Here is a 24,216-nt window from a genome sequence, read left to right as displayed (position 1 = left end):
GGCCACCCCCCGGTTGACGCGTTCGAACGCGTGTTCGATACTGGGGCGTGGCCACCTCTTCCCCTGCAGCAGGCGAGATCGACCGCCTGCGTGAGCGCATGCAGCGGATGACCGACGGCGTGCCGCGGCGTCCGCTGGCCACCCACCCGGCGCTCGGCGGGCTGGTCCAGCTGCGCACCGGCGGCAGCTACGAGGTCGACAGCACGACCCTCGCGCTGGCGCTCATGGCCGGCCCGTCCCAGGCGGGGGACTGGTGCGCGGTCGTGGGCGTGCCGGACTTCGGCGCCGAGGCCGCGGCCGCCGCCGGCGTCGACCTGGGCCGCACCGTCCTGGTCCCCGAGCCCGGCGAGCAGTGGCTGGAGGTCACCGCCGCGCTGGTCGACGTCCTCCCGCTGGTCGTGCTGCGCCCACCGCCGCGGGTGGGCGAGCACGTCGCGGAGAAGCTCGGCGCGCGGCTGCGCAAGCGCTCGGCCGTGCTGGTCGCGCTCGGCCCGTGGCCGCGGTGCGAGGTGCGACTGTCCACCGCCGAGCCGCGGTGGACCGGTGTCGGCCTGGGCCACGGCCACCTGCACAGCCGGCAGGTGGTCGTCGAGGCGCGTCGCGGCTCGGCGCCGCCGCGCCGCACGGCGCTGTGGTTCCCCGGCGAGGCGGGCGCCCCGGCCCCGGCCGCCCCGGTGGTCGTCCCGGGCCCCGTCGCGGTGGCGGGCTAGCCGTGCCCACCCGCGCGCTGGTGGTGTGGTGCCCGGACTGGCCGGTGGTGGCCGCGCTGGCCGAGGAGGCGCTCCCGCCCCGGCAGCCGGCGGCGGTGTTCGCGGCGAACGTCGTGCAGGCCGTCAACGGTCCTGCCCGCGACTTCGGCGTGCGCCGGGGCATGCGGCGGCGCGACGCCCAGGCGCGGTGCCCCGAGATCGCCGTCCTCGCCGCGAACCCCGACCGGGACGCGCGGGCCTTCGACGACGTGCTGGCGGTGCTGGAGCAGCTGCGGCCGGGCATCGCCCCGCTCCGGCCGGGGCTGGTGGCGCTCCGCTCGCCCGGCCGGTTCTACGGCGGGGAGGCCGAGGCGGCGGCGGTGGTCGCCGAGCGGCTGGTGCGGCACGGCGTCTGGGACTGCCGGGTGGGGATCGCCGACGAGCTGTTCACCGCCGAGCAGGCCGCACGCCGCGCGGCGCCCCAGGACAGCGTCGTGGTGCCGGCCGGGGAGTCGGTGCCGTTCCTGCGCGACCTGCCCGTCGAGGTGCTCGACGACCCCGAGACCGTCGGCCTGCTCAAGCGCCTGGGGCTGCGGTCGCTGGGCCAGCTGGCCGACCTGGGCGCCGGCGACGTGCTGGCCCGGTTCGGCCGCCAGGTGGCGTGGGTGCACCGGGTCGTCTCGGGCCGGGGCGAGACGCTGCTGGCCGAGCGGACGCCGCCCCCGGACCTCGAGGTCCACGTCGACTTCGAGCCGCCGCTGGACTCCGCGGAGACCATCTGCTTCAGCGCCCGGCGCACCGCCGACGCCTTCGTCGAGCAGCTGGCCCGCCAGGGCCTGGTCTGCACCGAGCTGCTGGTGCAGGCCGAGGCCGACGGGGTGGTGGCGTCCTCGCGGCGCTGGGTGCACCCGCGCTGGTTCGGCGCGGCCGAGGTGATCGACCGGCTGCACTGGCAGCTGCAGGGCGCCATGAACGGGCTGAGCCGTGGCGGGGCGGTGCGGGCGCCGGTCGAGCGGGTGCGGTTCGTCCCCGAGACCGTCGTGCCGGACTCCGTGCACGCCGACGGCCTGTGGGGCGGCACCGACGAGCGGGTCCAGCGCGGGATCGCCCGGGTGCAGGGGATGCTCGGCCACGAGGCGGTCGTGGTGCCGGTGCTCCAGGGCGGCCGCGCGCCGGCGGACCGGCAGGCGATGGTGCCGTGGGGCGAGCGGCCGGTGGGGCTGCGGCCGACCGGCCTGCCGTGGCCGGGCAGCATCCCGCCGCCGGCCCCCGCCCGGGTGCTGGCCGACCCGTGGCCGGCGGCGCTGGTCGAGCCGGGTGGTCGCCCGGTCGTCGTCGACGAGCGGGGTGCGGTGCGTGGCGAGCCGACGCGGTTCCGGCCCAGCGCCGACGAGCCGTGGCAGCCGGTCGCCGCGTGGGCCGGGCCGTGGCCGGTCGAGGAGCTGTGGTGGGAGGGCGCCCCGCGACGGGTGGCCCGCTTCCAGGTGGTCGGCGTCGACGGCCGCGCCTGGCTGATGACGTACGACCAGGCCGCGGCGGAGTCGGTCTGGTGGACCGAGGCGGGGTACGACTGATGGGCTGGAACAACCCGACGATGCCGTGGTCGGAGCTCGAGCGACGGCTCTCGGGCCGGCCCGACCTGTCCTCGGAGGCACCGATCTCGCGGCGCAAGCGGAGGCCGCAGCAGACCGACGTCGCCGCGCCCGACGGGCCGGTGGTGCCCTACGCCGAGCTGCACTGCCACTCCAGCTACAGCTTCCTGGACGGGGCCAGCTCGCCGGACCAGCTCGTGCTCGAGGCGATCCGGCTCGGGCTGGACACGCTGGCGATCACCGACCACGACGGCTTCCACGGGGCGCCGCTCTTCGCCGAGACCGCGCAGGTCAACGCGGCCCCCTCCGGGCGCTCGGACCTGCGCACGGCGTACGGCGCGGAGCTCTCCCTCGGCCTGGGCCGGCCCCAGCAGGGGGTGGCCGACCCCGAGGGCACCCACCTGCTGGTGCTGGCGCGCGGGGTGGAGGGCTACCACCGGCTGGCCGCGGCGATCACCGACGCGCACCTGCGCGGGGAGGAGAAGGGCCGGCCGGTCTACGACCTCGCCGAGCTCGGCGAGCGGGGGCGCGGGCACTGGCTGGTGCTGACCGGGTGCCGCAAGGGCGCGGTCCGCTCCGCGCTCCAGGCCGAGGGCGCGCCGGGCGCGGCCCGCGAGCTGCGCCGGCTGGTCGAGCTCTTCGGCCGCGACTCCGTGGCCGTGGAGCTGGTCGACCACGGCTACCCGACCGACTCCGGCCACAACGACCTGCTTTTCGCCCTGGCCGCCGAGCACGGCCTGCCCGCCGTGGCGACCAACAACGTGCACCACGCCCGGCCCGGCGACCACCGGCTCGCCGCCGCGATGGCCGCGATCCGGGCCCGGCGCAGCCTGGCCGAGATGGACGGCTGGCTGCCGGCGAGCGGCGCGGCCTGCCTGCGGTCGGGGGAGGAGATGGCGCGCCGGTTCGCCCGCTACCCCGGCGCGGTGAGCCGCTCGGTCGAGCTGGCCGACCAGGTCGTGCTCGACCTGCAGAAGGCGACGCCGCGGCTGCCCAAGGACGGCATCCCCGACGGGCACACGCCGATCAGCTGGCTCAAGGTGCTGACCTGGCGGGGCTTCGAGGAGCGGTACTACGGCACCGACCTGGAGGCCGAGGCACGGGCCAAAATCCTGCACGAGCTGGAGGTCATCGAGCGCAAGGACTTCGCCGGCTACTTCGTCATCGTCCACGACATCGTGGCCTTCGCCCGCTCGCGCGGGATCCTCTGCCAGGGCCGCGGCTCCGCGGCCAGCTCGGTGGTCTGCCACGCCCTCGGCATCACCGCGATCGACCCGGTCTTCTACCGGCTGCCCTTCGAGCGGTTCATCTCCGAGCACCGCGACGAGGAGCCCGACATCGACGTCGACTTCGACTCCGACCGCCGTGAGGAGGTCATCCAGTGGGTCTACGAGCGCTACGGCCGGCACAACGCCGCGCAGGTCGCCAACGTCATCAGCTACCGCCCCAAGATGGCCGTCCGCGACGCCGCCAAGGCGCTCGGGTACTCCCCGGGCCAGCAGGACGCGTGGTCGAAGTCGATCTCGAGCTGGACCAAGGTCGAGCCCGACGGCGACCCCGGCGAGGCCGAGATCCCGTCGCCGGTCGTCGCGCTGGCCAACCAGCTGCTCTCGGTGCCGCGGCACCTCGGCATCCACTCCGGCGGCATGGTGCTGACCGAGCGGCCGATCGGGGAGGTGTGCCCGATCGAGCATGCCCGGATGGAGAACCGCACCGTCCTGCAGTGGGACAAGGACGCCTGCGAGTTCATGGGCCTGGTCAAGTTCGACCTGCTCGGCCTGGGGATGCTCTCGGCGCTGGACCACATGATCCGCATCGCAGGGGAGCACCTCGGCGACCACTGGGAGCTGGCCACGATCCCCAAGGAGGAGCCGGCGGTCTACGACATGCTCTGCCGGGCGGACTCCATCGGCGTCTTCCAGGTCGAGAGCCGGGCCCAGATCGGCACCCTCCCGCGGTTGCAGCCGCGCTGCTTCTACGACCTGGCCATCGAGATCGCCCTGATCCGTCCCGGCCCGATCCAGGGCGGCGCGGTCCACCCCTACGTCCGCCGCGCCACCGGCCGGGAGCCGGTCGACTACCCGCACCCCGAGCTGGTGCCCGTCCTCGAGCGCACCCTCGGCGTCCCGCTGTTCCAGGAGCAGCTGATGGACATGGCCAAGACGATCGGCGACTGCACCCCCGACGAGGCCGACCTGCTGCGCCGGGCGATGGGCTCCAAGCGCGGCGTGGAGCGGATCGAGAGCATCAAGCACAAGCTGTACGCCGGCATGGAGCGTCGCGGGATCCTCGGCGAGGACGCGGACGCGATCTACGTCAAGATCCTGTCCTTCGCCAACTTCGGCTTCGCCGAGAGCCACTCGCTCTCCTTCGCCAAGCTCGTCTACGCCAGCTCCTGGTTCAAGCTGCACTACCCGGGGGCGTTCCTCGCCGGGCTGCTGCGCGCCCAGCCGATGGGCTTCTACTCCCCGCAGTCGCTCGTCGGCGACGCCCGCCGCCACGGCGTCACCGTGCTCAAGCCCGACCTCGAGCGCTCCGGTGCCCGGGCCGACCTGGAGCCGCTGGGCCCGGACGCGCGCACCACCGGGATGGACTCCTGCCTGCTCGACCACCCCGGCAAGACGTTCTTCGTGCCGGGCACGCCCGACCCCACCCCGCAGCACCGGCGCGACGCGGCGTACGCCGTGCGGCTGGGCCTGGACTCCGTCCGCGGCATCGGCGCCGACGTCGCCGCGCGGATCGTCGCCGCGCGTGCGGAGCGGCCCTTCGCCGACCAGGTCGACCTCTCGCGGCGCGCCGGCCTCGACGCACGGCAGCTCGAGGCGCTGGCGACGGCCGGCGTCTTCGACAGCAGCGGGCTGAGCCGCCGGCAGGCGCTGTGGAACGCCGGGTGGACCGAGCGGGAGGACCAGCTCGAGGGGGTCCGGGTCGCCGGGGACGCACCGATGCTGCCCGAGATGGACGAGGTCGAGGTGACGATGGCCGACCTCTGGGCCACCGGGGTCACCACCGACAGCCACCCCTTCGGCCACCTGCGCGACCAGCTGCGCCGGTCGGGGGTCAGGTCGGTGGCCGACCTGGCCACCACCGAGCCGAACCGCCGGATCAGCGTCGCCGGGCTGGTCACCCACCGCCAGCGCCCGGGCACGGCGGGCGGGGTGACCTTCCTCAACCTCGAGGACGAGACCGGCATGCTCAACGTCATCTGCACCGTCGGCGTGTGGCGCCGGCACCGCAAGGCGGCCGCGGGGTCCTCGGCGGTGGTGATCCGCGGGATGCTCGAGCGCGAGGACGGCGCCACCAACCTGGTGGCCGACAAGATCTCCTCCCTCGAGGAGCTCCACCCCGAGGCCGGCCGGGCGCTGCGCGAGAAGCACCGCTCTCGTGACTTCCGCTGAGCCCGCCCACAGGGTCCGCACAGCCGCTCCGGCTTCGCTGGGGCCATGACCGACCACCGCCCTGATCACCGCCCCGACACCGACGGCCTCGAGGACCACGACCTCGGCCTCTCCCACGACCTGCCGCGCATCCTCGGCCGCCGCCGGATCCTCGGCCTCGCTGGCGGGGTCGGCGTCGCGGCCGCCCTGGTCGCCTGCGGCACCGACGACGGCGTCGACCTGACCGCGGCGGGGCAGCGGCCGGAGCCGCCCGCCGGGGTCGGCGGCGGTCCGGGCGGGCCGGGTGGCGGGTCCGGCGGCGCGGCGTCGGACGTCGAGGTCGCCGAGGGCGAGATCCCCGAGGAGACCGCCGGGCCCTACCCGGGCGACGGCTCGAACGGCGCCAACGTCCTGACCGAGTCCGGGGTGGTGCGCAGCGACCTCACCACGAGCTTCGGCTCCGCCTCGGGCACCGCCGAGGGCGTCCCGGTGACGATCAGGCTCCGGGTGCAGGACCTCTCCGGCGAGGACGTCGCCCCGCTGGCCGGCGCGGCGGTCTACCTGTGGCACTGCGACCGCGACGGCGAGTACTCGATGTACTCGGAGTCCATCGCCGAGGAGAACTACTTGCGCGGCGTGCAGGAGACCGACGCCGCCGGCCGCGTGGAGTTCACCAGCATCTTCCCCGCCTGCTACGACGGCCGCTGGCCGCACATGCACTTCGAGGTCTACTCCTCGCTGGCGTCCGCCACGACGTACTCCAACAAGATGCGCACCTCCCAGCTCGCGCTGCCCGAGGACGTGTGCCGCGAGGTCTACGCGACCGAGGGCTACGAGCAGAGCGTCACCAACCTCGAGCGCGTCACCCTCGACTCCGACAACGTCTTCTCCGACGGGCACTCGCTGCAGCTGGCGCGGGCCACCGGGTCGGTCGAGGAGGGCTACGTGGTCAGCCTCAACGTCCCGGTCTGAGCCGTCCGCGGATGTGGCCGGCCCGGCCCCCGGTGGGAGGATGGAGCGCGTGCCTTCCGTCCTTCCCGCCGGTGACCCGGTGCCCGAGGACGGCACCCTCCCCGAGGAGTCGCTCGCACGGCTGGGGGAGCGTCCCTTCGGCTTCTACGTACACGTGCCGTTCTGCACCGTGCGCTGCGGCTACTGCGACTTCAACACCTACACCGCCTCCGAGCTCGGGGCGGGTCCGGGCGGGATCTCGCGCAGCTCCTACGCCGCGGCCGCGGTCGAGGAGGTACGTCGCGCGCGGCGCGTGCTCGGCGACCGGGACCTGCCGGTGGAGACGGTGTTCCTGGGCGGCGGCACCCCGACGCTGCTGAGCCCCGCCGACCTCGGGTCGGTGCTCACCGCGATCGACGAGGAGTTCGGCCTCGTCCCGGGCGCCGAGGTGACCACCGAGGCCAACCCCGACAGCGTCGACCTCGGCTACCTCGACGGTCTCCGGGCTGCCGGGTTCACCCGCGTCTCGATCGGCATGCAGTCGGCGGTGCCGCACGTGCTCCGCGTGCTCGACCGCACCCACGACCCGCTCCGCGTCCCGGCCGCCGTGGAGTGGGCCCGGGCGGCCGGCTTCGACCAGGTCAGCCTCGACCTCATCTACGGCACGCCGGGGGAGTCCCTCGACGACTGGGCGACCTCGCTCGACGCCGCACTGGCCTGCGCGCCCGACCACGTCTCGGCGTACGCGCTGATCGTCGAGGAGGGCACCGCCCTGGCCCGGCAGGTGCGCCGTGGCGAGGTGCCGATGCCCGACGACGACGACCTGGCCGACAAGTACCTCCTCGCCGACGAGCGGATGTCGGCCGCCGGCCTGGGCTGGTACGAGGTCTCGAACTGGAGCCGCGACCAGGCATCGCGGTGCCACCACAACGAGCTGTACTGGACCGGCGCCGACTGGTGGGGCGTCGGGCCGGGTGCCCACTCCCACGTGGGCGGGACCCGCTGGTGGAACGTCAAGCACCCCGCGGCGTACGGCGACCGGATCGCGGCCGGGCTCAGCCCCGCCCACGCCCGCGAGGTGCTGGAGCCCGAGGACCAGCGCGTCGAGCGGGTGCTGCTCGAGCTGCGCCTCGCCGACGGCCTGGACCGTGCCGTCCTCGACGCGGCCGGGAACGCAGCAGTCCCCGACCTCGTGGGCCGGGGACTGCTGGTGGAGCGGGGGGACCGGCTGGTGCTCACCCGCGACGGACGGCTGCTCGCCGACGCCGTGGTGCGCGACCTGCTCGGGTGAGCCTCAGCTGACCATCCGGATCGTCAGCGGGTAGCGGTACAGCTCGCCGTTGCTCGCCTTGACCGAGCCGATGATCGTCAGCACCAGCCACGCGATGCCGACGATCGGCAGCAGCAGGAAGCCGATCAGCACGAAGACCAGGACGAACGACACGAGCCCGTAGATCAGGATCGAGAGCTGGAAGTTCAGCGACTCCACGGCCTGCGCGCGGACGTAGCCGGACTGGTTGCCCTTGACGAGCATCACCAGCAGCGGGCCGAGGAACGCCATCGCCACGAAGGCGCCGATCAGGGCCGACCAGTGGGCGGCGCCGCCCCAGGTGCGCTCGTCGGGGTTCATCGGGCCGCCGCCCTGGTAGGGCTGGTACGGCGGCTGGCCGCCCGGCGGCTGCTGGCCCCACTGCGGCTGGCCCCACTGCGGTGCGGGCTGCTGGCCGTACTGCTGCGGGGGAGGCTGCTGTCCGTGGGGCGGCCGGTCGGCCGGGTCCTGGGACGGCGGCGGGCCGTAGGGGTCGCTCACGGTTGCTCCTCGGTGACGAAGTCGATCAGTTCCTCGACCCTACCCAGCAGCGCGGGCTCGCAGTCGCCGAACGAGTGCACCTTGGAGAGGATGTGCTTCCAGGCCCGCGCGATGTCGGCCTGGTCGCGGTGGGGCCAGCCCAGCTGCTGGCAGACGCCCTTCTTCCACTCCAGGTGGCGGGGGACGTCCGGCCAGGCATCCAGGCCGAGCCGCTCGGGCTTGACGGCCGCCCAGATGTCGATGAACGGGTGGCCGACGATCAGCACGTGCTTGCCGACCGGCGTGCGACGGACGGCGTCGGCGATCCGGCTCTCCTTGGAGCCCTTGACGAGGTGGTCGACGAGCACGCCGACGCGCCGGTTCGGGCCGGGTCGGAAGTCGCGCAGCTGCTCGGAGAGGTCGTCGATGCCGTCGAGGTACTCGACCACGACGCCCTCGATGCGCAGGTCGTCGCCCCAGACCTTCTCGACGAGCTCGGCGTCGTGGCGGCCCTCGACGAAGATCCGGCTGGCGCGCGCGACGCGGGCCTTGGCGTCGTGCACCGCGATCGAGCCCGACGCGGTGCGCGTGGGCCTGGCCGGTGCCGTACGGCGGACCGGGGCGGTGAGGATGACCGGCTTGCCCTCGAGCAGGAACCCGGCCCCGAGCGGGAAGGTGCGGCGGCGGTCGCGCCGGTCCTCGAGGGTGACGGTGTGCAGGTCACGGTCGACGGCGACGATCTCGCCCACCCAGTCGGTGCTGACCTCCTCGACGACGGCCCCGATCTCGGCGGGTGCCTCGACGGCGCGGCCTCGCTTCGGGGCGCGCCAGTCGGTGGAGAGGACGTCGGGTCCGTAGCGGTCGCTCACCCGACCGACGCTAGGCGGGGCCGCCGACGCTCGCGCGCACGGCGCGCCGGGGTCAGCCGTCCTGTGACGTGCCCGACCCCTGCTGGGCGCCGCCCTGCTCCTGGGCCTGCTCCTGGGCCTGCTCCTGGTCGGTGTGCTTGCCGTCCTCGAGGAGGTCGCCGGCGGTCTCGCCGGGATCGAGCCCCTCGGCGAGCGGGTTGTCCTCGCCGGGCTGGAGGTCCTCGGGCAGCTGGTCGTCGCCGATGCCGGTCGCGTCCCGGCCGGCGTCCTCGGGGGTGGGCTCGCTCATGGCGGCCCGTTACCCGGATCAGATCAGCGGCAAGCGCCGCTGGCTGCGCGGCAGCTGGGCGTAGGCGCGCGCCACCGCGGTAGCCACGTGCTCGCGCGGCCAGGGCCACTCGGCGGCGTCGAGCGCCTCGCCGAGGGGCACCCCGCGGGTCGCCAGGTCGCGTGCGGTCTCGGCCAGCACGCCGATGGTGTTGCGCTGCTCCTCGACGAACTCGCGGTCGACGACCGGTCCGTGCCCCGGCACGACGACGGAGGTCGCCGTGGTCAGCCCGAGCACGATGTCGAGGCTCAGCGGCCAGTCCATCGGCCAGGAGTCCTCGCCGAACGACGGCGGGGCCGAGGACTCCACGAGGTCGCCGGCCACCAGCACGTCGGCGTCGGGCACGCGGAGCACGAGGTCGCCCGAGGTGTGGCCGCGGCCGGGGTGCACCAGCTCGAGGGCGCGGTCGCCGAGGTCGAGGACCCGGGCGGAGGAGAAGGTGTGGTCGGGCGGCACGACGGTGCTGGCGAGGAGCTCGTCGCGGTGCTCCTTGTCGGTCCCGGCCTGCTCCTCGAGCGCGGCGACCGCGCCCCGCTCCAGCTCGGCGAGCGCCTCCTCGTGGGCGTGCACCGGGACCTCGGGCCAGACCTCCCGGAACGCCTCGTTGCCCAGGAGGTGGTCGAGGTGCCAGTGGGTGTTGACGACCGCCACGACCTCACCGGCGCCGAGGGCGCGCACGTCGCGAATCAGCTCGCGGCCCGCGGCGGTGGAGGCGTGGGTGTCGACGACCACCAGCCCGCGCTCGCCGCCGACGACGGTCGTGGTCACGTCGTACCAGGGGCGACGGGTCACCCAGACGCGGTCGGCGATCTCGGTGAAGGTCACTCGGGGAGCCTAGGTGCACCTGCCCCGGGCGTGCCCCGGGCTCTCGGTCAGCACATGCCGTGGTGCAGCTCGCGGCGCAGCATGTCGCCGAGCTCGGCGGTGGTGCGCGCCGCGCGGGGGAAGTGCAGCACGGTGCGGTCGGCCCCCTCGGGGCCCACCCACTGCAGCTCGACCCGGTCGGCGCGCAGGTCCGCCAGCGCCACGCCGACGACGTCGCCCATCCGGGTGCCGGTCGTGGTGGAGACCGCGCGGCGCAGCTCCTCCTGGTGGTGGCTGTTGGCGTGCTCGACCGAGCGCTGGAGGTAGCCGCGGTTGAGCTGGTGCTCGCCGGCGCGGAAGCTGGCCACGTCGACCCGCAGCTGCTGCTCGGCGCCGGCACCCCGCCGGCCCAGGGCGACGAGGTCCGGCTCCAGGGCGACGACGTCGCGGGGGTCCCCGCAGCACTCGCAGGTCTCCCGGCCGCGGACGACCAGGCGCCCGGCGATGCTCAGCGTGGCCTCGCGGTCCTCCGAGCCGGGGCGGCCCAGCCCGCTGTGCACGGTGAGCAGGGCGCGGCGACCGGCGGCCGCCACCACGGCGAGGTCGGAGCCGAGCGCGGTGGAGAACGTCGGCTCGCCTCCGCAGTCCTGCATGCCCGTGCCCTCGGCCTCCGGACCCTCCAGGACGTCGGGGGCGCCGTCGACGACCAGGTGGACGCTCGCGGGACAGGAGAGGATGCTGCGGGCGGCGGCCGCGAGGCGGCTCGGGTCGTGGCGCGTGGTGCTGCTCGGGACGACGGTCATGGTGCTCCCTCGGCAGGGCCGGCAGTGGGTGACTTAGGTGAGCCTAACCTATGCGTCGGTGGTGGCTCTCGGGGAAGGCGACGTCTCGGTCGGCGAGACCCGAGGCGGTACCGCGGCGCGCTACAGTTGGCACTCAGTCGTGACGAGTGCCAGAGGTAGGGAGGCGACGTGCAGGAGGACCGCAGGCTCGCCGTGCTGCGGGCCATCGTCGAGGACTACGTGGCCACCGAGGAGCCGGTCGGCTCCAAGGCCCTGGTCGAGCGCCACGGGCTGGGCGTCTCGCCCGCCACGGTCCGCAACGACATGGCCGTCCTCGAGGACGAGGGCTACATCACCCAGCCGCACACCAGTGCCGGCCGGGTGCCGACGGACAAGGGCTACCGGCTCTTCGTCGACCGGTTGAGCACCGTCAAGCCGATGACCGGCGCGGAGAAGCGCGCCATCGCCTCCTTCCTCGACGGGGCGGTCGACCTCGACGACGTCGTGACCCGCTCGGTGCGGCTGCTCTCCCAGCTGACCCGCCAGGTCGCCGTGGTCCAGTACCCCACGCTCTCGCGCTCGACGGTGCGCCACGTCGAGCTCGTCGCCCTCACGCCGAACCGTCTCCTCGTCGTGCTCATCCTCAGCACCGGTCGCGTCGAGCAGCGGCTGGTCGAGCTGCCCGCCGAGCTGTCCGAGGAAGCCCTCGCCGACCTCCGCTCGCGGGTCAACCACGCCGCGACCGGCGAGGTGATCTCCGACGCCGTGCGCCGCCTTCGCGAGGCGGTGCCGGAGGTCCCCGGGGACGCCCCCGACCGCGACGACGGCGTGACCCGCGCGGTCGTCGAGACCCTCGCCGACGCGATGGAGGACCACCGCTCCGACGAGCGGATCGCCGTCGGCGGTGCCGCCAACCTCGCGCGGTACGGCGACTCCTTCGACTCCGCGGTCCGGCCGCTCCTCGAGGCGCTCGAGGAGCACGTCGTGCTGCTCCGCCTGCTCGGCGAGGCCACGACCGGTGGCGCCGTCACGGTGCGCATCGGCGCGGAGGGCCCCTACGAGCAGTTCGCCTCCACGAGCGTCGTCGCCACCGGCTACGGCCCCCGCGACGAGGCGCTCGCCACGTTGGGCATCGTCGGCCCGACCCGCATGGACTACCCGGGCACGATGTCCGCGGTGCGCGCCGTCGCCCGCTACGTCTCCCGCATCCTCGACGAGGGCTGACCGCCCCGCGTCGCGGCGTACCTCTCTCACCTCGATCACCGAAGGAACCCAGTTGAGCCAGGACCTCTACGAGCTGCTCGGAGTCGACCGCGACGCGGACGACACCGCGATCAAGAAGGCCTACCGGCGGCTGGCTCGGCAGTACCACCCCGACGTCAACCCCGACCCGGACGCGCAGGAGCGGTTCAAGGAGGTCTCCACCGCCTACGAGGTGCTCTCGGACCCGCAGAAGCGTGCGGCGTACGACCGCGGCGGCGACCCGTTCGGCGGCGGCGCGGCGGGCTTCGGCCAGGGGGCGGGCTTCTCGTTCACCGACATCATGGACGCCTTCTTCGGCGGCCAGCCCGGCGGCGCGGGCGGCGGGCGGGGCCCGCGGCCCCGCGTGCGCCGCGGCCAGGACGCGCTGATCCGGCTCGAGGTCGACCTCGCCGAGGCGGCGTTCGGCGTGACCCGCGAGATCAAGGTCGACACCGCGGTGCTCTGCACCACCTGCCACGGCGACGGTGCCGCGCCGGGCAGCCACCCCGTGCCCTGCGAGACCTGCCGCGGCCAGGGCGAGGTCGCCCAGGTCCAGCGCTCGTTCCTCGGCGAGATCCGCACGCTGCGCCCGTGCGCGGCCTGCCGCGGCTTCGGCACGATCATCCCCGAGCCGTGCCGGGAGTGCTCCGGTGACGGCCGCGTCCGCTCGCGCCGCACCCTGACGGTCAAGATCCCCGCCGGCGTCGACACCGGCACCCGCGTCCAGCTGGCCGAGCAGGGCGAGGTCGGCCCCGGCGGCGGCCCCGCCGGCGACCTGTACGTCGAGATCCAGGTCGCGGCGCACCCCGTCTTCACCCGGCACGGCAACGACCTGCACTGCACCGTCACCGTCCCGATGACCGCCGCCGCGCTCGGCACCTCGCTGACGCTGCCCACGCTCGAGGCCGACGTCGAGCAGGGCGCCGACTCCGGGGTGGAGACCGAGTTCGCCCTCGAGATCCCGGCCGGGACCCAGTCGGGCACCGAGCAGGTGCTGCGCGGTCGCGGCGTGCCCGGGCTGCGCGGCGGTCGCGGCGACCTCGTCGTCTCGGTCGCGGTGGAGACCCCGCAGCGGCTCGACCCCCGCCAGGAGGAGCTGCTGCGCGAGCTGGCCGCGATCCGTGGCGAGGAGACCCCGACCGGCCAGGTCAAGCCCGGATCGAAGTCGTTCTTCGGGCGGCTGCGCGACGCCTTCGACGGTCACTGATGTCGCTCCCGGTCCACCTCGTCCCGACGCTGGCCGGGGTCGGCGCCGGGGCCACCGTGACGGTCGAGGGCGACGAGGCGCACCACGCCGTCGCCGTGCGCCGGATGCGGGTGGGGGAGCCGCTGGTCCTCACCGACGGCTCCGGCACGTCGGTCACCGGCGAGGTCGCCTCGACCGGCAAGCGCGTCCTGGACGTGCGGGTGAGCGACGTGCGCCGCGTCGAGGCGCCGTCGCCGTCGGTGGTCGTGGTCCAGGCGCTGCCCAAGGGGGAGCGCGGCGAGCTGGCGGTCGAGGTGCTCACCGAGATCGGGGCGACGACGATCGTGCCGTGGGCGGCCTCGCGCTCGGTGGCGGTCTGGAAGGGCGAGCGCGCCGCGAAGTCGTTGGCCAAGTGGCGCTCGACCGCCCGTGAGGCGGCCAAGCAGGCCCGGCGCTCGTGGTTCCCCGAGGTCGCCGAGCTCGCCTCGACGGCGGAGGTCGTGCGCCTGGTCGCGGACGCCTCGCTCGCCGTCGTGCTGCACGAGGAGGCCGCCGTGCCGCTCGCCGCGCTCCGGGTGCCGAACGACGGCTCGATCGTCGTCGTGGTCGGCCCGGAGGGTGGGCTGACCGAGGAGGAGGTCGCGGTCTTCACCGCGGCCGGCGCCTCCTCGGTGCGGATGGGCGCCGAGGTCCTGCGCACCTCCACCGCCGGCGTCGCCGCCGTCGCCGCGCTCCTGTCGCGGACCTCGCGCTGGGGCTGAGCCCCCGCTACTCCACGACGATCGTCTTGCTGTCCTCGGTCGGCCCGCCGCCCTCGCCGCCGGAGGGGTCGTCGGTCATCGCGACGAAGGTGTAGGTGCCCGGGTCGAGGCTCGACACGTCGACCTCGCTCTCCCAGGGGTAGAGCTTGTCCATCCAGCCCTCGGCGGTCGCGAACCCGTCGAGCACGACCTCCCCGCCGCCGTCGCGCACCTGCCACGGGACGGTCGCCTCGAACGACGACGCGACGCCCGCGGCGGTGAAGGTGTCGGCGACCGTCGCGCCCTCCTCGGGGCCGCTGACGCTGACCAGCGCGAGGACCTCCAGCGGCGCCGCCTGGGTGATGTCCCCGTCGATGCCGAACAGCGCCACGGGCGTGCCGCTGCCGTCGACCACGCGCACGGGCAGGCGCTGCTGCTCGACGCCCTGCAGGGTGTAGACGAGCTGCTGGGCGGCCAGGCGCGCGCCGTTCGCGGAGAGCCCGCCGCGCGCGGACCAGGAGTCGTCGTCGACCTGCGCGACGATCGCGCCGTCCTGGACCGACACGGAGCCGAACGTGCCCTCGGGCCACAGCGACCGGTAGTTGGGGTCCAGCGCGTCGCCGGTGGTGAGCAGCTCGGCGGCCTCGGTCAGCGGGTCCCCGCTGACGCGGCGGAACTCGCGGTAGAGGCGCACGCCCTGCGGCGTCTCGCCGGCGAAGTAGACCGGCACGGTGGTCTCCGGGCCGCCGTCGCTCCCGCTGCCGCCGTCGCCGGCCCCCTCCGTGGGGCTCGCGCTCGCGCTCGCGCTCGGCGTCGCGCTGGCGCTGGGCTCCTCCGAGGCGGTGCTCGTGCCGCCCGCGGGCGTGGGGTCGTCCGTGGCGGTGTCGTCCTCGCCGCACGCCGCGAGGGTGAGTGCGAGGGCGGAGGTGGTCAGCAGGGCGGTGATCCGCAGGCGGGCGTCCATGGGGTCATCCTCCCGGTCGGGGGCCGTCGTGCCGGTGAGACGCGCGCGGGTCGGCGCTAGGTTGCGTGCATGAGCGATGCGGACTGCCTGTTCTGCAAGATCGTCGCCGAGGAGGTGCCGGCCGAGGTCGTGCACGTCACCGAGCGCACCGTCGCCTTCCGCGACATCAACCCCCAGGCGCCGACCCACGTGCTGGTCGTGCCCCGGGACCACTACGCGAACGCCGCGGCCCTGGCCGCCGGCGACCCGGTCGCCTCCGCGGAGCTGGTGACGGCGGCGGCGGCGATCGCCACGGCCGAGGGGCACGAGGACTACCGGCTCGTCTACAACACCGGCGCCGGTGTCGGGCAGACGGTCTTCCACACCCACCTGCACGTGCTTGCCGGCCGGTCGATGACCTGGCCCCCCGGCTGAGCGTCCCGTCCGCGGAGCGCTGCCGGGCGCTACCGGTAGCCGACCAGGGTCGGCGTCGCCGTCAGCACCCGCAGCCCGACCGGCGCCCCCGGGATGGTCACCGTGCCGCTCACCGGCTGCCACGGCCCGCCGTCGACGCTGAACTCCGCGGCGTACGTCGTGTCCACGCTCGGCGCCACCCGCCCCGCCCGCCGGTAGTCGTGGGTCACCTGGAGGTCGGGGTACGGCGCACCCGGCTTGCTCGTCGTGCTGGTCGTCCCGTCCCCGAAGCTCCACGTGTAGCTCGTCGGCCAGATCCGCAGGTCGACCCGCCGCCCCAGCAGGCTGACGCTCCGCGTCAGCTCCCCGCGCTCGGTCCAGAAGTTCGTGGCGAAGTTGACGAGCGTGCGGCCGTTCGCGGGTTGCACCTGCAGCGTCGCCGGTGGGAGCGGCAGGCGGCGGAAGGCGGCTGCGACCATTCCGGGGGTTAGTTGGGGTACGGATTCGGCTTGATCGCCGGGTGCCGCGCAGAACTCGAACGGGTCGAGGCCGATACTGATAGCCGATCGAACACAAACGGCGTCCAGGTCGGAATCACGCGGAGGCAATGGCCCATCCGGCTCACCTGCCGAACTTGCAGTGGATGGATTCGACGTGCAGACGTAGTGGCTGCTAACCGTCGCCATACCCTGAACAAGGACGACCTCTTCGACGTAGCCGCAGCCCGCGTAGGCCGGGTCCGCGGCGACGAAGAGTCCAGTGACCGTAAACAGAAGCGCCATCGCCATCCGAGTCATGACAAGTACCCGATGAAATCCACCAGCCAGATCTCATCTGCACGCACCAGTCGGAAGACTGCTATGTGCTTCTCCTCCCCATACCGCACCGGCTCGGCGCCGGCCGACGGTGTAGTGCTGCCGCTGGCATAGATCAGGGCGGTGTCGATCTCGATCTGGCCGCGACCCTCTCGCTTGATATTCGTGCCAGCTACTCGCCACCCGGGCGTATCGAACTCGCCTCCCTCGGCGTGAACTGTCTCAATCGGCCGCAGCAAGTCCTCGCAGGTCTTGCAAGACGGTGAGCTGAGCTTCCGGACGGCGGTTGTATTGCCTTCCTCTAGCGCCTCGTTGCGAGCCTCCACCCAGGCGCGGACCACACCCTCCGGTCCTAGCCCGGACGCATGTCCTGAAGGTGATGCAGTTGCAGGGGAGTTCAATGCCGACGGTTCCGGCGCGACCTTGGGCTCCGGGTCGTCCGAGCACCCGGAGAGCACGAGCGCGACGGACAGCGAGAGTGCGGCGAGGAGTCGGTGCGGCATGACGTGGTCCTTCCCGAGACAGCAGGGCCCAGACCGAGGCGCCCGAAACGGACGATAACCACGTTCCGGTGCGCTGGCGACCGTCCGGAACCGCCTTGTGGACGGGAGCGACGGAGGCTCTCGGAACGCCTGTCACGACCGTCCCACCTGCCACAACCGCGACGACCAGAATCGCGCAATTGAGCGATTGCGACGCCTGGAAGCGCTTCCAACCCGTCGCAACCGCGCAATTGAACGATTACGGCGGGCCGAGACCCGCACGGCAGCCTCAGAACAGTTGCAGCACCCGCACCACGGCGAACACCACGGGCAGGCCGAAGACGACGAGCATCACCCAGGCGGTGATCCGGTGCCGGCGGTTGGAGGAGTCGAGCCGGCTGGCGAAGTCCAGCAGCGCGCCGTCGGGGACGTGGTGGGTCAGGCCCATGCGGCGGGCGTCCGGCGGGAGGTGCAGGCCGGCCTCCCAGTACGGCGGGGTGTCGTCGTCGTGGTCGTCGTCGTGCCCGTCGCCGTGGCCCTCGGCGTCGTCGCCGAGGTCACGCGGGTCGACGGGAACAGGGGGCACGCCCTCGACGCTACGCCAGGTGCACAGAACCAGTGCACAGATCTCGCTGGGGAGCGCCGAGCCGCTCCCGTAGCATGGCCAGGCACCCACCGTCGACGAAAGGCCGCCCGGACCGGGCATCCATGACTGACAGCCAGACCCACACCACGCGGCACACCGTCGTGGTCCCGAACAGCATCAACATGGTGAGCCTCCTCGGTCCCGGCGACGAGCACCTCGCGCTGATCGAGCAGGCCTTCGACGCGGACGTGCACGTCCGCGGCAACCGGATCACCCTGTACGGCGAGCCGGGCGAGGTCGCGCTGGCCGAGCGGCTGCTCGACGAGCTGGTGACGATCATCCGCACCGGCCAGGGCGTCACGGGCGAGACCGTCGAGCGCGTGCTGGCGATGCTGCGCGCCGAGACGACCGAGCGCCCGGCGGACGTGCTGAGCCTCAACATCCTCAGCAACCGCGGCCGGTCGATCCGCCCGAAGACGCTGAACCAGAAGCGCTACGTCGACTCCATCGACAAGCACACGATCACGTTCGGCATCGGCCCGGCGGGCACGGGCAAGACCTACCTCGCCATGGCCAAGGCAGTGCAGGCCCTGCAGAGCAAGAACGTCAACCGGATCATCCTCACCCGCCCGGCCGTCGAGGCCGGCGAGCACCTCGGCTTCCTGCCGGGCACGCTGAGCGAGAAGATCGACCCGTACCTGCGGCCGCTCTACGACGCGCTGCACGACATGATGGACCCCGAGACGATCCCGAAGCTGCTGGCCGCCGGGACGATCGAGGTGGCGCCGCTGGCGTACATGCGCGGCCGCACGCTCAACGACTCCTTCATCATCCTCGACGAGGCGCAGAACACCACGCCCGAGCAGATGAAGATGTTCCTCACCCGCCTGGGCTTCGGCTCCAAGGTCGTCGTCACCGGCGACATCACCCAGACCGACCTCCCCGGCGGGGTCCGGTCCGGGCTGCGGATCGTCGAGGGCATCCTCGACGGGGTCGAGGACATCTCCTTCAACCGCCTCTCCAGCCACGACGTCGTCCGGCACCGCCTGGTCGGCAAGATCGTGGCGGCGTACGACGAGTTCGACGCCGAGCGGGAGCGCACCAGCGAGCAGCGGGCCAAGGACGCGAGCCGGTGAGCATCGAGGTCCTCGACGAGTCCGGCCACGAGCTGGACGTGCGGTGGCTGGCCGACCTCAGCCGGTTCGTGATGGACCGGATGCGCGTCCACCCCATGGCCGAGCTGTGCATCAAGGCGGTCGACGAGGCCACCATCGCCGAGCTCAACGAGCAGTGGATGGAGAAGGAGGGGCCGACCGACGTCCTCGCCTTCCCGATGGACGAGCTGCGCCCCGGCCTGGTCGACGAGGAGCCCGAGGAGGGCGTCCTCGGTGACCTCGTGCTCTGCCCGGAGATCGCCGAGAAGCAGGGGGAGACCGCCGGTCACGGCAAGGCCGCCGAGATCGAGCTGCTCACCGTGCACGGCATCCTGCACCTGCTCGGCTACGACCACGCCGAGCCCGAGGAGCACCGGGAGATGTTCGGCCTGCAGGACGAGATCCTGAAGGAGTGGCGCTCCCGGTGAACGCCGAGGACCTCTGGCTGCTGGTCACGGCGGCCGGCCTGGTCGTGCTCGCGGGACTCTTCTCCGCCGTCGACGCCGGCATCAGCGCGTTCTCGCGCGCCCGCGCCGAGGAGCTGGTGGGGGAGGAGCGCGCCGGCGCCAAGCGGCTGCTGGCCCTGCTCGACGACCCGGTCCGCTACCTCAACACCGCGCTCTTCCTGCGCATGCTGTGCGAGGTCGCCGCGATCGTGCTGGTCACCCTGCAGATCGACGACGGGCTCGACGGCGCGTGGTGGGCCAGCGTGCTCATCACCATCGGCGTGATGCTGGTCGTGAGCTTCGTCGTCATCGGCGTGGCACCCCGCACCCTGGGCCGCCAGCACTCCGAGACCGTCGCGCTCTTCTCGGCCGGCCCGCTGATGGCGGTCAGCCGGGTGCTCGGCCCGCTGCCGCGGCTGCTGATCGTCGTCGGCAACGCGCTGACGCCGGGCCGCGGCTTCCGCGAGGGGCCGTTCTCCACCGAGACCGAGCTGCGCGAGCTGGTCGACCTCGCCGAGGCCTCCGCGGTCATCGAGTCGGGGGAGCGGCGGATGATCCACTCGGTCTTCGAGCTCGGTGACACGACCGCCCGCGAGGTCATGGTGCCGCGCAACGACGTGGTCTACGTCGAGCGCCACAAGAACCTGCGCCAGACGCTCTCGCTCTTCCTGCGCTCCGGGTTCTCCCGGGTGCCGGTCATCGACGAGAACCTCGACAACATCGTCGGCTTCGCCTACCTCAAGGACGTCGTCCGCCGCGACTTCGAGGCACCCGAGGTGGAGTTCACCCAGCGCATCGACGAGGTCATGCGCCCGGTCTCCTGGGTTCCGGAGTCCAAGCCGGTCGACGCGCTGCTCTCGGAGATGCAGGCCAACCGCCAGCACATCGCGGTCGTCGTCGACGAGTACGGCGGCACCGCCGGCATCATCACGATCGAGGACCTGCTCGAGGAGATCGTCGGGGAGATCACCGACGAGTACGACGAGGAGCAGGTCGAGACCGAGCGGCTCGAGGGCGCCGAGGGCTGGCGGGTCTCCTCGCGCTACCCCGTCGACGACCTCGACGAGCTCTTCGGCTTCGACGTCGAGGAGGAGGACGTCGACAGCGTCGGCGGCCTGATGGCCAAGCACCTGGGCCGGGTGCCGATCCCCGGCTCGGTCGTGGTGGCGCACGGTCTGCGCTTCGAGGCCGAGGGCCCGTCGGGCCGTCGCAACAAGGTCGCGACCGTCCGGATCCTGCCGGTCAGCGACGCCGATCCCGACGAAGACACCCCGGAGGACGAGTGAGCGACCCCACCGACCAGCCCAGCGCGGAGGACCGCAAGCTGGTGACCCTCGCCCGGGCCACCCGGGCCCGCACCAGCGCCGCGGAGGGCGCCGCCGTGCGCGACGCGGACGGCCGCACGTACGCCGCGGCGACCGTCGACCTGCCCTCCCTGCAGGTCTCCGCGCTCGGCGTGTGCGTCGCCATGGCCGTCGCCTCGGGCGCCACCGGGCTCGAGGCCGCCGTCGTCCTCACCGACGCCGACGCGGTGGCCGAGGGGGACCTCGGGGCGCTGCGCGACCTCGGCGGCGCGGGCGTGGTCGTCCACCGGGGCGACCCCCGCGGGACGCTCCTCGCGACCGCCACGACCTGAGCCCGTGACCGCCGAGGAGCAGGCGCTGCTCGCCGCGGTCGAGGCACGGTTCGCCGTCCTCGGCGCGGGCACCCCGCCCTGGGACGACCCGCACCCGGGCGCGGAGTCGCCGGCCGAGGAGGAGTACTCCCGGCTGCTGGACCCCGCCAAGTACCGCATCCTGGCGGCCCGGGCCCGTGCCTGGACCGAGGTCCTCGTCGCGGCACGGCTGGCGCGCGTCGAGGAGGTGGCCGAGCCAGCGGTGCTCGCCTGCCACCCGACGACGCCCCTGGAGCGATCCTGGTGGCTGCGGCCCGTGCGTGCCGGCGCGCTGCCGCTCCTGGTCGGCCTGCGCAGCATGGACGGCGTCACCGAGACCGTCGCCGAGCTGTGGGTGGCCGAGCCCCCGGTGCTCGTCACCGTCGTGCCCGACTGCGGCTGCGACGCCTGCGATGAGGGATCGGCGGGCTACCTCACCGAGCTCGACGAGCACGTCCTGCACGTCGTCCGCGGCGGGTTCGTGCGGGTCGAGCTTCCCGGCGGGTCGCACGCGACCAGCGACCCGAACGGCTGCTCGGCGAGCGGCTTCAGCATCCCCGACGACTACGTCGCCGAGGTCGAGCGCGCCCGGGCCGGCACGTCGCCGTACCCCAGCACCTCCGGCCGGTCCTGGTTCGCGCCCGACGGGCCCGAGGCGGCCGTCGTGACGCCCGCCACCGCCTGACCTGGGCCGAAGGACCCTCGCGCAGAACGCCCGCGCACCGGAGTAACTTGTTGCCCGTGACAACCGTCAACGCCTGGCAGCAGCACGCGGAGGCGGTCGACCGGCTGCGCGCGTCGTACGCCGCGATCCCGGCCGGTGTCCCGGTGCGGCTGGCCAAGCAGACCTCGAACCTCTTCCGGCCGCGCGCCACCACGACCGGCCCCGGCCTGGACGTCAGCGGCCTCACCGGCGTCATCGCCGTCGACCCCGTCGCCCGCACGGCCGACGTGCAGGGCATGTGCACCTACGAGGACCTGGTCGACGCCACCCTGCCGCACGGGCTGATGCCCTACGTCGTGCCGCAGCTGCGCACGATCACGCTGGGCGGCGCGGTGACCGGTCTCGGCATCGAGTCCACGAGCTTCCGCAACGGCCTGCCGCACGAGTCGGTGCTCGAGATGGACGTGTTCACCGGCGCGGGCGAGGTGGTCACCGCGCGGCCCGGCGACGAGCTGTTCGACGCCTTCCCGAATTCCTACGGCTCGCTCGGCTACGCCACCCGGCTGCGGATCGAGCTCGAGCCGGTGCCGTCCTACGTGGCGCTGCGCCACGTTCGCTTCGACGACGCCGCAGCCCTGGCCGCGGCGGTCGAGGACATCGTGGCGACCCGCGAGCACGACGGCGTCCGGGTCGACGGCCTCGACGGCGTGGCGTTCTCGCCCGACGAGCTCTACCTGACCCTGGCGACGTGGCAGGAGGAGCCCGGGCCGACCAGCGACTACACCGGCCAGGACGTCTTCTACCGCAGCATCCAGCAGCGGGAGACCGACCTGCTGACGACCTACGACTACCTGTGGCGCTGGGACACCGACTGGTTCTGGTGCTCGGGGGCGTTCGGCGCGCAGCACCCCGTCGTGCGCCGGGTGTGGCCGCGCCGCTGGCGCCGGTCGGACGTCTACCACCGGCTCGTGGCGCTCGAGCGGCGCTACGGCGTGGTCGACCGGCTCGACCGCCGGGCCGGTCGCCCCCAGCGCGAGCGCGTCATCCAGGACGTCGAGGTGCCAGTCGGGCGCCTCGCGGACTTCCTGTCGTGGTTCGACGAGGCCGTCGGCATGCGCCCGGTGTGGCTGTGCCCCCTCGTCGCCAAGCGCGACTGGTCCACCTACCCCCTCGAGGCCGGCGCGACGTACGTCAACGCGGGTTTCTGGGGAACGGTGCACGTGGGCCCCGAGGCACCCGAGGGTCCGCTCAACCGGGCCATCGAGGAGGAGGTGCACGAGCTGGGCGGCCACAAGTCGCTCTACTCCGAGGCCTTCTACGACCGCGAGACCTTCGACCGGCTCTACGCCGGCGAGCACCTCGCGACGATCAAGAGCACGTACGACCCCGACAACAGGCTGACGAGCCTCTACGACAAGGTGGTGAGGAGACGGTGACCTCGATCTCGATCGGCGACGCGGTGGCGTCGCTGCTCCGTGACGGGATGCCGGTGCGGTTCGAGGCGTACGACGGGTCGGCCGCCGGCCCCGCCGACGCCGACATCCGCCTGGAGCTGAAGAACCCCCGCGGGCTGGCCTACATCATGACCGCGCCGGGCGACCTCGGCATGGCGCGCGCCTACGTCTCGGGCGACCTCGAGGTGCACGGCGTGCACCCCGGCGACCCCTACGACGCGATGACCCTGCTCATGAACCACCTGCGCTTCCGCAAGCCGAGTGCCGCCGAGGCGGTCCGGCTCGTCCGTGGGCTCGGCATCAACCACCTCAAGCCCCCGCCGCCCCCGCCGCAGGAGCACCTGCCGCGCTGGCGCCGGGTGGTCGAGGGCGTGCGGCACTCGCTCTCCCGCGACGCGGAGGTCATCAGCCACCACTACGACGTCTCCAACGCCTTCTACCGCCACGTGCTCGGCCCGTCGATGGCCTACACGTGCGCGGTCTTCGCCGACGAGTCGGCCTCGCTGGAGCAGGCGCAGGCCGAGAAGTTCGACCTGGTCGCCCGCAAGCTCGACCTCCAGCCCGGCCAGCGCCTGCTGGACGTCGGCTGCGGCTGGGGCGGCATGGTCATCCACGCCGCCAAGGAGTACGGCGTGAAGGCGCTCGGCGTCACGCTGTCGCGCGAGCAGGCGTCGTGGGCGAAGAACGCCATCGACGAGGCCGGCGTCGGCGACCTGGTCGAGGTCCGGCACTCCGACTACCGCGACGTGCTCGAGTCCGACTTCGACGCGATCAGCTCGATCGGCCTCACCGAGCACATCGGGGTGCGCAACTACCCGGCGTACTTCGGCTTCCTGCGCGACCACCTCAAGCCCGAGGGCCGGCTGCTCAACCACTGCATCACCCGGCCGCACAACCGCCCGGCGAGCACCGGCGCGTTCATCGACCGCTACGTCTTCCCCGACGGGGAGCTGACCGGCTCGGGCACGATCATCACGACCGCGCAGGACGCCGGCCTCGAGGTCATGCACGAGGAGAACCTGCGGCTCCACTACGCGATGACCCTGCGTGACTGGTGCCGCAACCTGGCCGAGAACTGGGACGCGTGCGTCGCCGAGGTCGGCGAGGGCACCGCCCGGGTGTGGGGCCTCTACATGGCCGGCTCGCGGCTGGCCTTCGAGCGCAACGAGATCCAGCTCCACCAGGTGCTGGCGGTCAACACCACCGAGGACGGCTCCGACGGATTCCCGCTGCGTCCGACGTGGTGACTAGCCTG

Annotated in this window: 25 protein-coding genes; 16 read left to right on the top strand and 9 right to left on the bottom strand. The window is 73.4% G+C overall.

What is annotated here, in order from left to right:
* Window positions 1-47 precede the first annotated feature (47 nt).
* From AB0N29_RS15805 to hemW, 5 genes are read left to right on the top strand one after another with little or no spacing between them, the layout of a single operon-like run.
* Complete coding sequence (locus tag AB0N29_RS15805; protein WP_302267319.1) at window positions 48-710, top strand: hypothetical protein; 663 nt, start codon at window positions 48-50, stop codon at window positions 708-710.
* 2 nt (window positions 711-712) lie between these two features.
* Window positions 713-2,263 (top strand): DNA polymerase Y family protein, encoded by a 1,551-nt coding sequence (locus tag AB0N29_RS15800; protein WP_364868152.1) that lies wholly within the window; start codon window positions 713-715, stop codon window positions 2,261-2,263.
* Window positions 2,263-5,679, top strand: a complete 3,417-nt coding sequence (locus tag AB0N29_RS15795; RefSeq protein ID WP_364868431.1) for an error-prone DNA polymerase — start codon at window positions 2,263-2,265, stop codon at window positions 5,677-5,679. The genes AB0N29_RS15800 and AB0N29_RS15795 overlap by 1 nt, the downstream gene beginning before the upstream one ends.
* A gap of 45 nt (window positions 5,680-5,724) precedes the next feature.
* Entirely contained in the window at window positions 5,725-6,630 is a 906-nt protein-coding gene (locus tag AB0N29_RS15790) for an intradiol ring-cleavage dioxygenase (protein ID WP_364868150.1), read from the top strand.
* Window positions 6,631-6,679: 49 nt separating this feature from the next.
* Complete coding sequence (gene hemW / locus AB0N29_RS15785) at window positions 6,680-7,900, top strand: radical SAM family heme chaperone HemW (RefSeq protein ID WP_364868147.1); 1,221 nt, start codon at window positions 6,680-6,682, stop codon at window positions 7,898-7,900.
* Window positions 7,901-7,903: 3 nt separating this feature from the next.
* Here the strand turns inward: hemW and AB0N29_RS15780 are convergent, their stop codons facing one another.
* The 5 genes from AB0N29_RS15780 to AB0N29_RS15760 are packed head-to-tail and all read right to left on the bottom strand — an operon-like array spanning window position 7,904 to window position 11,202.
* Window positions 7,904-8,419, bottom strand: a complete 516-nt coding sequence (locus AB0N29_RS15780) for a DUF4870 domain-containing protein (RefSeq protein ID WP_364868145.1) — start codon at window positions 8,417-8,419, stop codon at window positions 7,904-7,906.
* Complete coding sequence (locus tag AB0N29_RS15775; RefSeq protein ID WP_364868143.1) at window positions 8,416-9,267, bottom strand: DUF3097 domain-containing protein; 852 nt, start codon at window positions 9,265-9,267, stop codon at window positions 8,416-8,418. The genes AB0N29_RS15780 and AB0N29_RS15775 overlap by 4 nt, the downstream gene beginning before the upstream one ends.
* Before the next feature lie 52 nt (window positions 9,268-9,319).
* On the bottom strand, window positions 9,320-9,556 hold the full coding sequence (locus AB0N29_RS15770; protein WP_364868141.1) for a hypothetical protein: 237 nt from the start codon (window positions 9,554-9,556) through the stop codon (window positions 9,320-9,322).
* An 18-nt stretch (window positions 9,557-9,574) separates the two neighbouring features.
* On the bottom strand, window positions 9,575-10,420 hold the full coding sequence (locus AB0N29_RS15765; RefSeq protein ID WP_364868139.1) for an MBL fold metallo-hydrolase: 846 nt from the start codon (window positions 10,418-10,420) through the stop codon (window positions 9,575-9,577).
* Between the two features lie 47 nt (window positions 10,421-10,467).
* On the bottom strand, window positions 10,468-11,202 hold the full coding sequence (locus AB0N29_RS15760; RefSeq protein WP_364868137.1) for a hypothetical protein: 735 nt from the start codon (window positions 11,200-11,202) through the stop codon (window positions 10,468-10,470).
* Window positions 11,203-11,370: 168 nt separating this feature from the next.
* Here AB0N29_RS15760 and hrcA point away from each other — a divergent pair, with 168 nt between their 5' ends.
* From hrcA to AB0N29_RS15745, 3 genes are read left to right on the top strand one after another with little or no spacing between them, the layout of a single operon-like run.
* On the top strand, window positions 11,371-12,405 hold the full coding sequence (hrcA, locus tag AB0N29_RS15755) for a heat-inducible transcriptional repressor HrcA (RefSeq protein ID WP_302267310.1): 1,035 nt from the start codon (window positions 11,371-11,373) through the stop codon (window positions 12,403-12,405).
* A 52-nt stretch (window positions 12,406-12,457) separates the two neighbouring features.
* Complete coding sequence (gene dnaJ / locus AB0N29_RS15750; RefSeq protein ID WP_302267309.1) at window positions 12,458-13,630, top strand: molecular chaperone DnaJ; 1,173 nt, start codon at window positions 12,458-12,460, stop codon at window positions 13,628-13,630.
* On the top strand, window positions 13,630-14,370 hold the full coding sequence (locus AB0N29_RS15745) for a 16S rRNA (uracil(1498)-N(3))-methyltransferase (protein WP_364868134.1): 741 nt from the start codon (window positions 13,630-13,632) through the stop codon (window positions 14,368-14,370). The genes dnaJ and AB0N29_RS15745 overlap by 1 nt, the downstream gene beginning before the upstream one ends.
* Window positions 14,371-14,377: 7 nt before the next feature.
* Here the strand turns inward: AB0N29_RS15745 and AB0N29_RS15740 are convergent, their stop codons facing one another.
* Window positions 14,378-15,313 carry a Gmad2 immunoglobulin-like domain-containing protein gene (locus AB0N29_RS15740; RefSeq protein ID WP_364868132.1) on the bottom strand — a complete coding sequence of 312 codons (936 nt, stop codon included), beginning with the start codon at window positions 15,311-15,313 and terminating at the stop codon, window positions 14,378-14,380.
* Between the two features lie 69 nt (window positions 15,314-15,382).
* Between AB0N29_RS15740 and AB0N29_RS15735 the strand changes: the two genes are divergently transcribed.
* Complete coding sequence (locus tag AB0N29_RS15735) at window positions 15,383-15,727, top strand: HIT domain-containing protein (RefSeq protein WP_302267306.1); 345 nt, start codon at window positions 15,383-15,385, stop codon at window positions 15,725-15,727.
* 29 nt (window positions 15,728-15,756) lie between these two features.
* Here AB0N29_RS15735 and AB0N29_RS15730 read toward each other — a convergent pair whose 3' ends face one another.
* The 3 genes from AB0N29_RS15730 to AB0N29_RS15720 form a co-directional block, all read right to left on the bottom strand.
* The gene (locus AB0N29_RS15730) at window positions 15,757-16,134 is read right to left on the bottom strand and encodes a hypothetical protein (protein WP_364868130.1); all 378 of its coding nucleotides are present in this window, start codon (window positions 16,132-16,134) and stop codon (window positions 15,757-15,759) included.
* Between the two features lie 365 nt (window positions 16,135-16,499).
* The gene (locus AB0N29_RS15725; RefSeq protein ID WP_364868128.1) at window positions 16,500-17,024 is read right to left on the bottom strand and encodes a hypothetical protein; all 525 of its coding nucleotides are present in this window, start codon (window positions 17,022-17,024) and stop codon (window positions 16,500-16,502) included.
* 268 nt (window positions 17,025-17,292) lie between these two features.
* A complete protein-coding gene (locus AB0N29_RS15720; RefSeq protein WP_302267303.1) occupies window positions 17,293-17,589 on the bottom strand; it encodes a hypothetical protein in 297 nt (98 codons plus the stop codon).
* Window positions 17,590-17,711: 122 nt separating this feature from the next.
* Here AB0N29_RS15720 and AB0N29_RS15715 point away from each other — a divergent pair, with 122 nt between their 5' ends.
* From AB0N29_RS15715 to AB0N29_RS15685, 7 genes are read left to right on the top strand one after another with little or no spacing between them, the layout of a single operon-like run.
* A complete protein-coding gene (locus AB0N29_RS15715) occupies window positions 17,712-18,725 on the top strand; it encodes a PhoH family protein (protein ID WP_302267302.1) in 1,014 nt (337 codons plus the stop codon).
* Window positions 18,722-19,171, top strand: coding sequence for an rRNA maturation RNase YbeY (ybeY, locus tag AB0N29_RS15710; RefSeq protein ID WP_302267301.1), 450 nt, complete (start codon window positions 18,722-18,724; stop codon window positions 19,169-19,171). The genes AB0N29_RS15715 and ybeY overlap by 4 nt, the downstream gene beginning before the upstream one ends.
* A complete protein-coding gene (locus tag AB0N29_RS15705) occupies window positions 19,156-20,475 on the top strand; it encodes a hemolysin family protein (protein ID WP_364868124.1) in 1,320 nt (439 codons plus the stop codon). Before ybeY ends, AB0N29_RS15705 begins: the two co-directional genes overlap by 16 nt.
* A complete protein-coding gene (locus AB0N29_RS15700; RefSeq protein ID WP_302267299.1) occupies window positions 20,472-20,825 on the top strand; it encodes a cytidine deaminase in 354 nt (117 codons plus the stop codon). The genes AB0N29_RS15705 and AB0N29_RS15700 overlap by 4 nt, the downstream gene beginning before the upstream one ends.
* A gap of 4 nt (window positions 20,826-20,829) precedes the next feature.
* A complete protein-coding gene (locus AB0N29_RS15695; RefSeq protein WP_364868122.1) occupies window positions 20,830-21,528 on the top strand; it encodes a DUF6226 family protein in 699 nt (232 codons plus the stop codon).
* 56 nt (window positions 21,529-21,584) lie between these two features.
* Window positions 21,585-22,943 (top strand): FAD-binding oxidoreductase, encoded by a 1,359-nt coding sequence (locus tag AB0N29_RS15690; RefSeq protein ID WP_364868120.1) that lies wholly within the window; start codon window positions 21,585-21,587, stop codon window positions 22,941-22,943.
* Window positions 22,940-24,208 carry a class I SAM-dependent methyltransferase gene (locus tag AB0N29_RS15685; protein ID WP_364868118.1) on the top strand — a complete coding sequence of 423 codons (1,269 nt, stop codon included), beginning with the start codon at window positions 22,940-22,942 and terminating at the stop codon, window positions 24,206-24,208. The genes AB0N29_RS15690 and AB0N29_RS15685 overlap by 4 nt, the downstream gene beginning before the upstream one ends.
* Window positions 24,209-24,216 lie beyond the last annotated feature (8 nt).

The sequence above is a fragment of the Nocardioides sp. NPDC092400 genome, assembly GCF_040684155.1.
GTDB lineage: Bacteria > Actinomycetota > Actinomycetes > Propionibacteriales > Nocardioidaceae > Nocardioides.
This window is presented reverse-complemented; position numbering and strand designations above follow the sequence as displayed.

Excerpts from the sequence above, each read along its gene's own strand:
- AB0N29_RS15795 (WP_364868431.1), top strand. The coding sequence starts at position 2,263 with ATGGGCTGGAACAACCCGACGATGCCGTGGTCGGAGCTCGAGCGACGG.
- AB0N29_RS15790 (WP_364868150.1), top strand. The coding sequence starts at position 5,725 with ATGACCGACCACCGCCCTGATCACCGCCCCGACACCGACGGCCTCGAG.
- AB0N29_RS15770 (WP_364868141.1), bottom strand. The coding sequence starts at position 9,556 with ATGAGCGAGCCCACCCCCGAGGACGCCGGCCGGGACGCGACCGGCATC.
- AB0N29_RS15760 (WP_364868137.1), bottom strand. The coding sequence starts at position 11,202 with ATGACCGTCGTCCCGAGCAGCACCACGCGCCACGACCCGAGCCGCCTC.
- AB0N29_RS15745 (WP_364868134.1), top strand. The coding sequence starts at position 13,630 with ATGTCGCTCCCGGTCCACCTCGTCCCGACGCTGGCCGGGGTCGGCGCC.
- AB0N29_RS15740 (WP_364868132.1), bottom strand. The coding sequence starts at position 15,313 with ATGGACGCCCGCCTGCGGATCACCGCCCTGCTGACCACCTCCGCCCTC.
- AB0N29_RS15735 (WP_302267306.1), top strand. The coding sequence starts at position 15,383 with ATGAGCGATGCGGACTGCCTGTTCTGCAAGATCGTCGCCGAGGAGGTG.
- AB0N29_RS15725 (WP_364868128.1), bottom strand. The coding sequence starts at position 17,024 with ATGCCGCACCGACTCCTCGCCGCACTCTCGCTGTCCGTCGCGCTCGTG.
- AB0N29_RS15715 (WP_302267302.1), top strand. The coding sequence starts at position 17,712 with ATGACTGACAGCCAGACCCACACCACGCGGCACACCGTCGTGGTCCCG.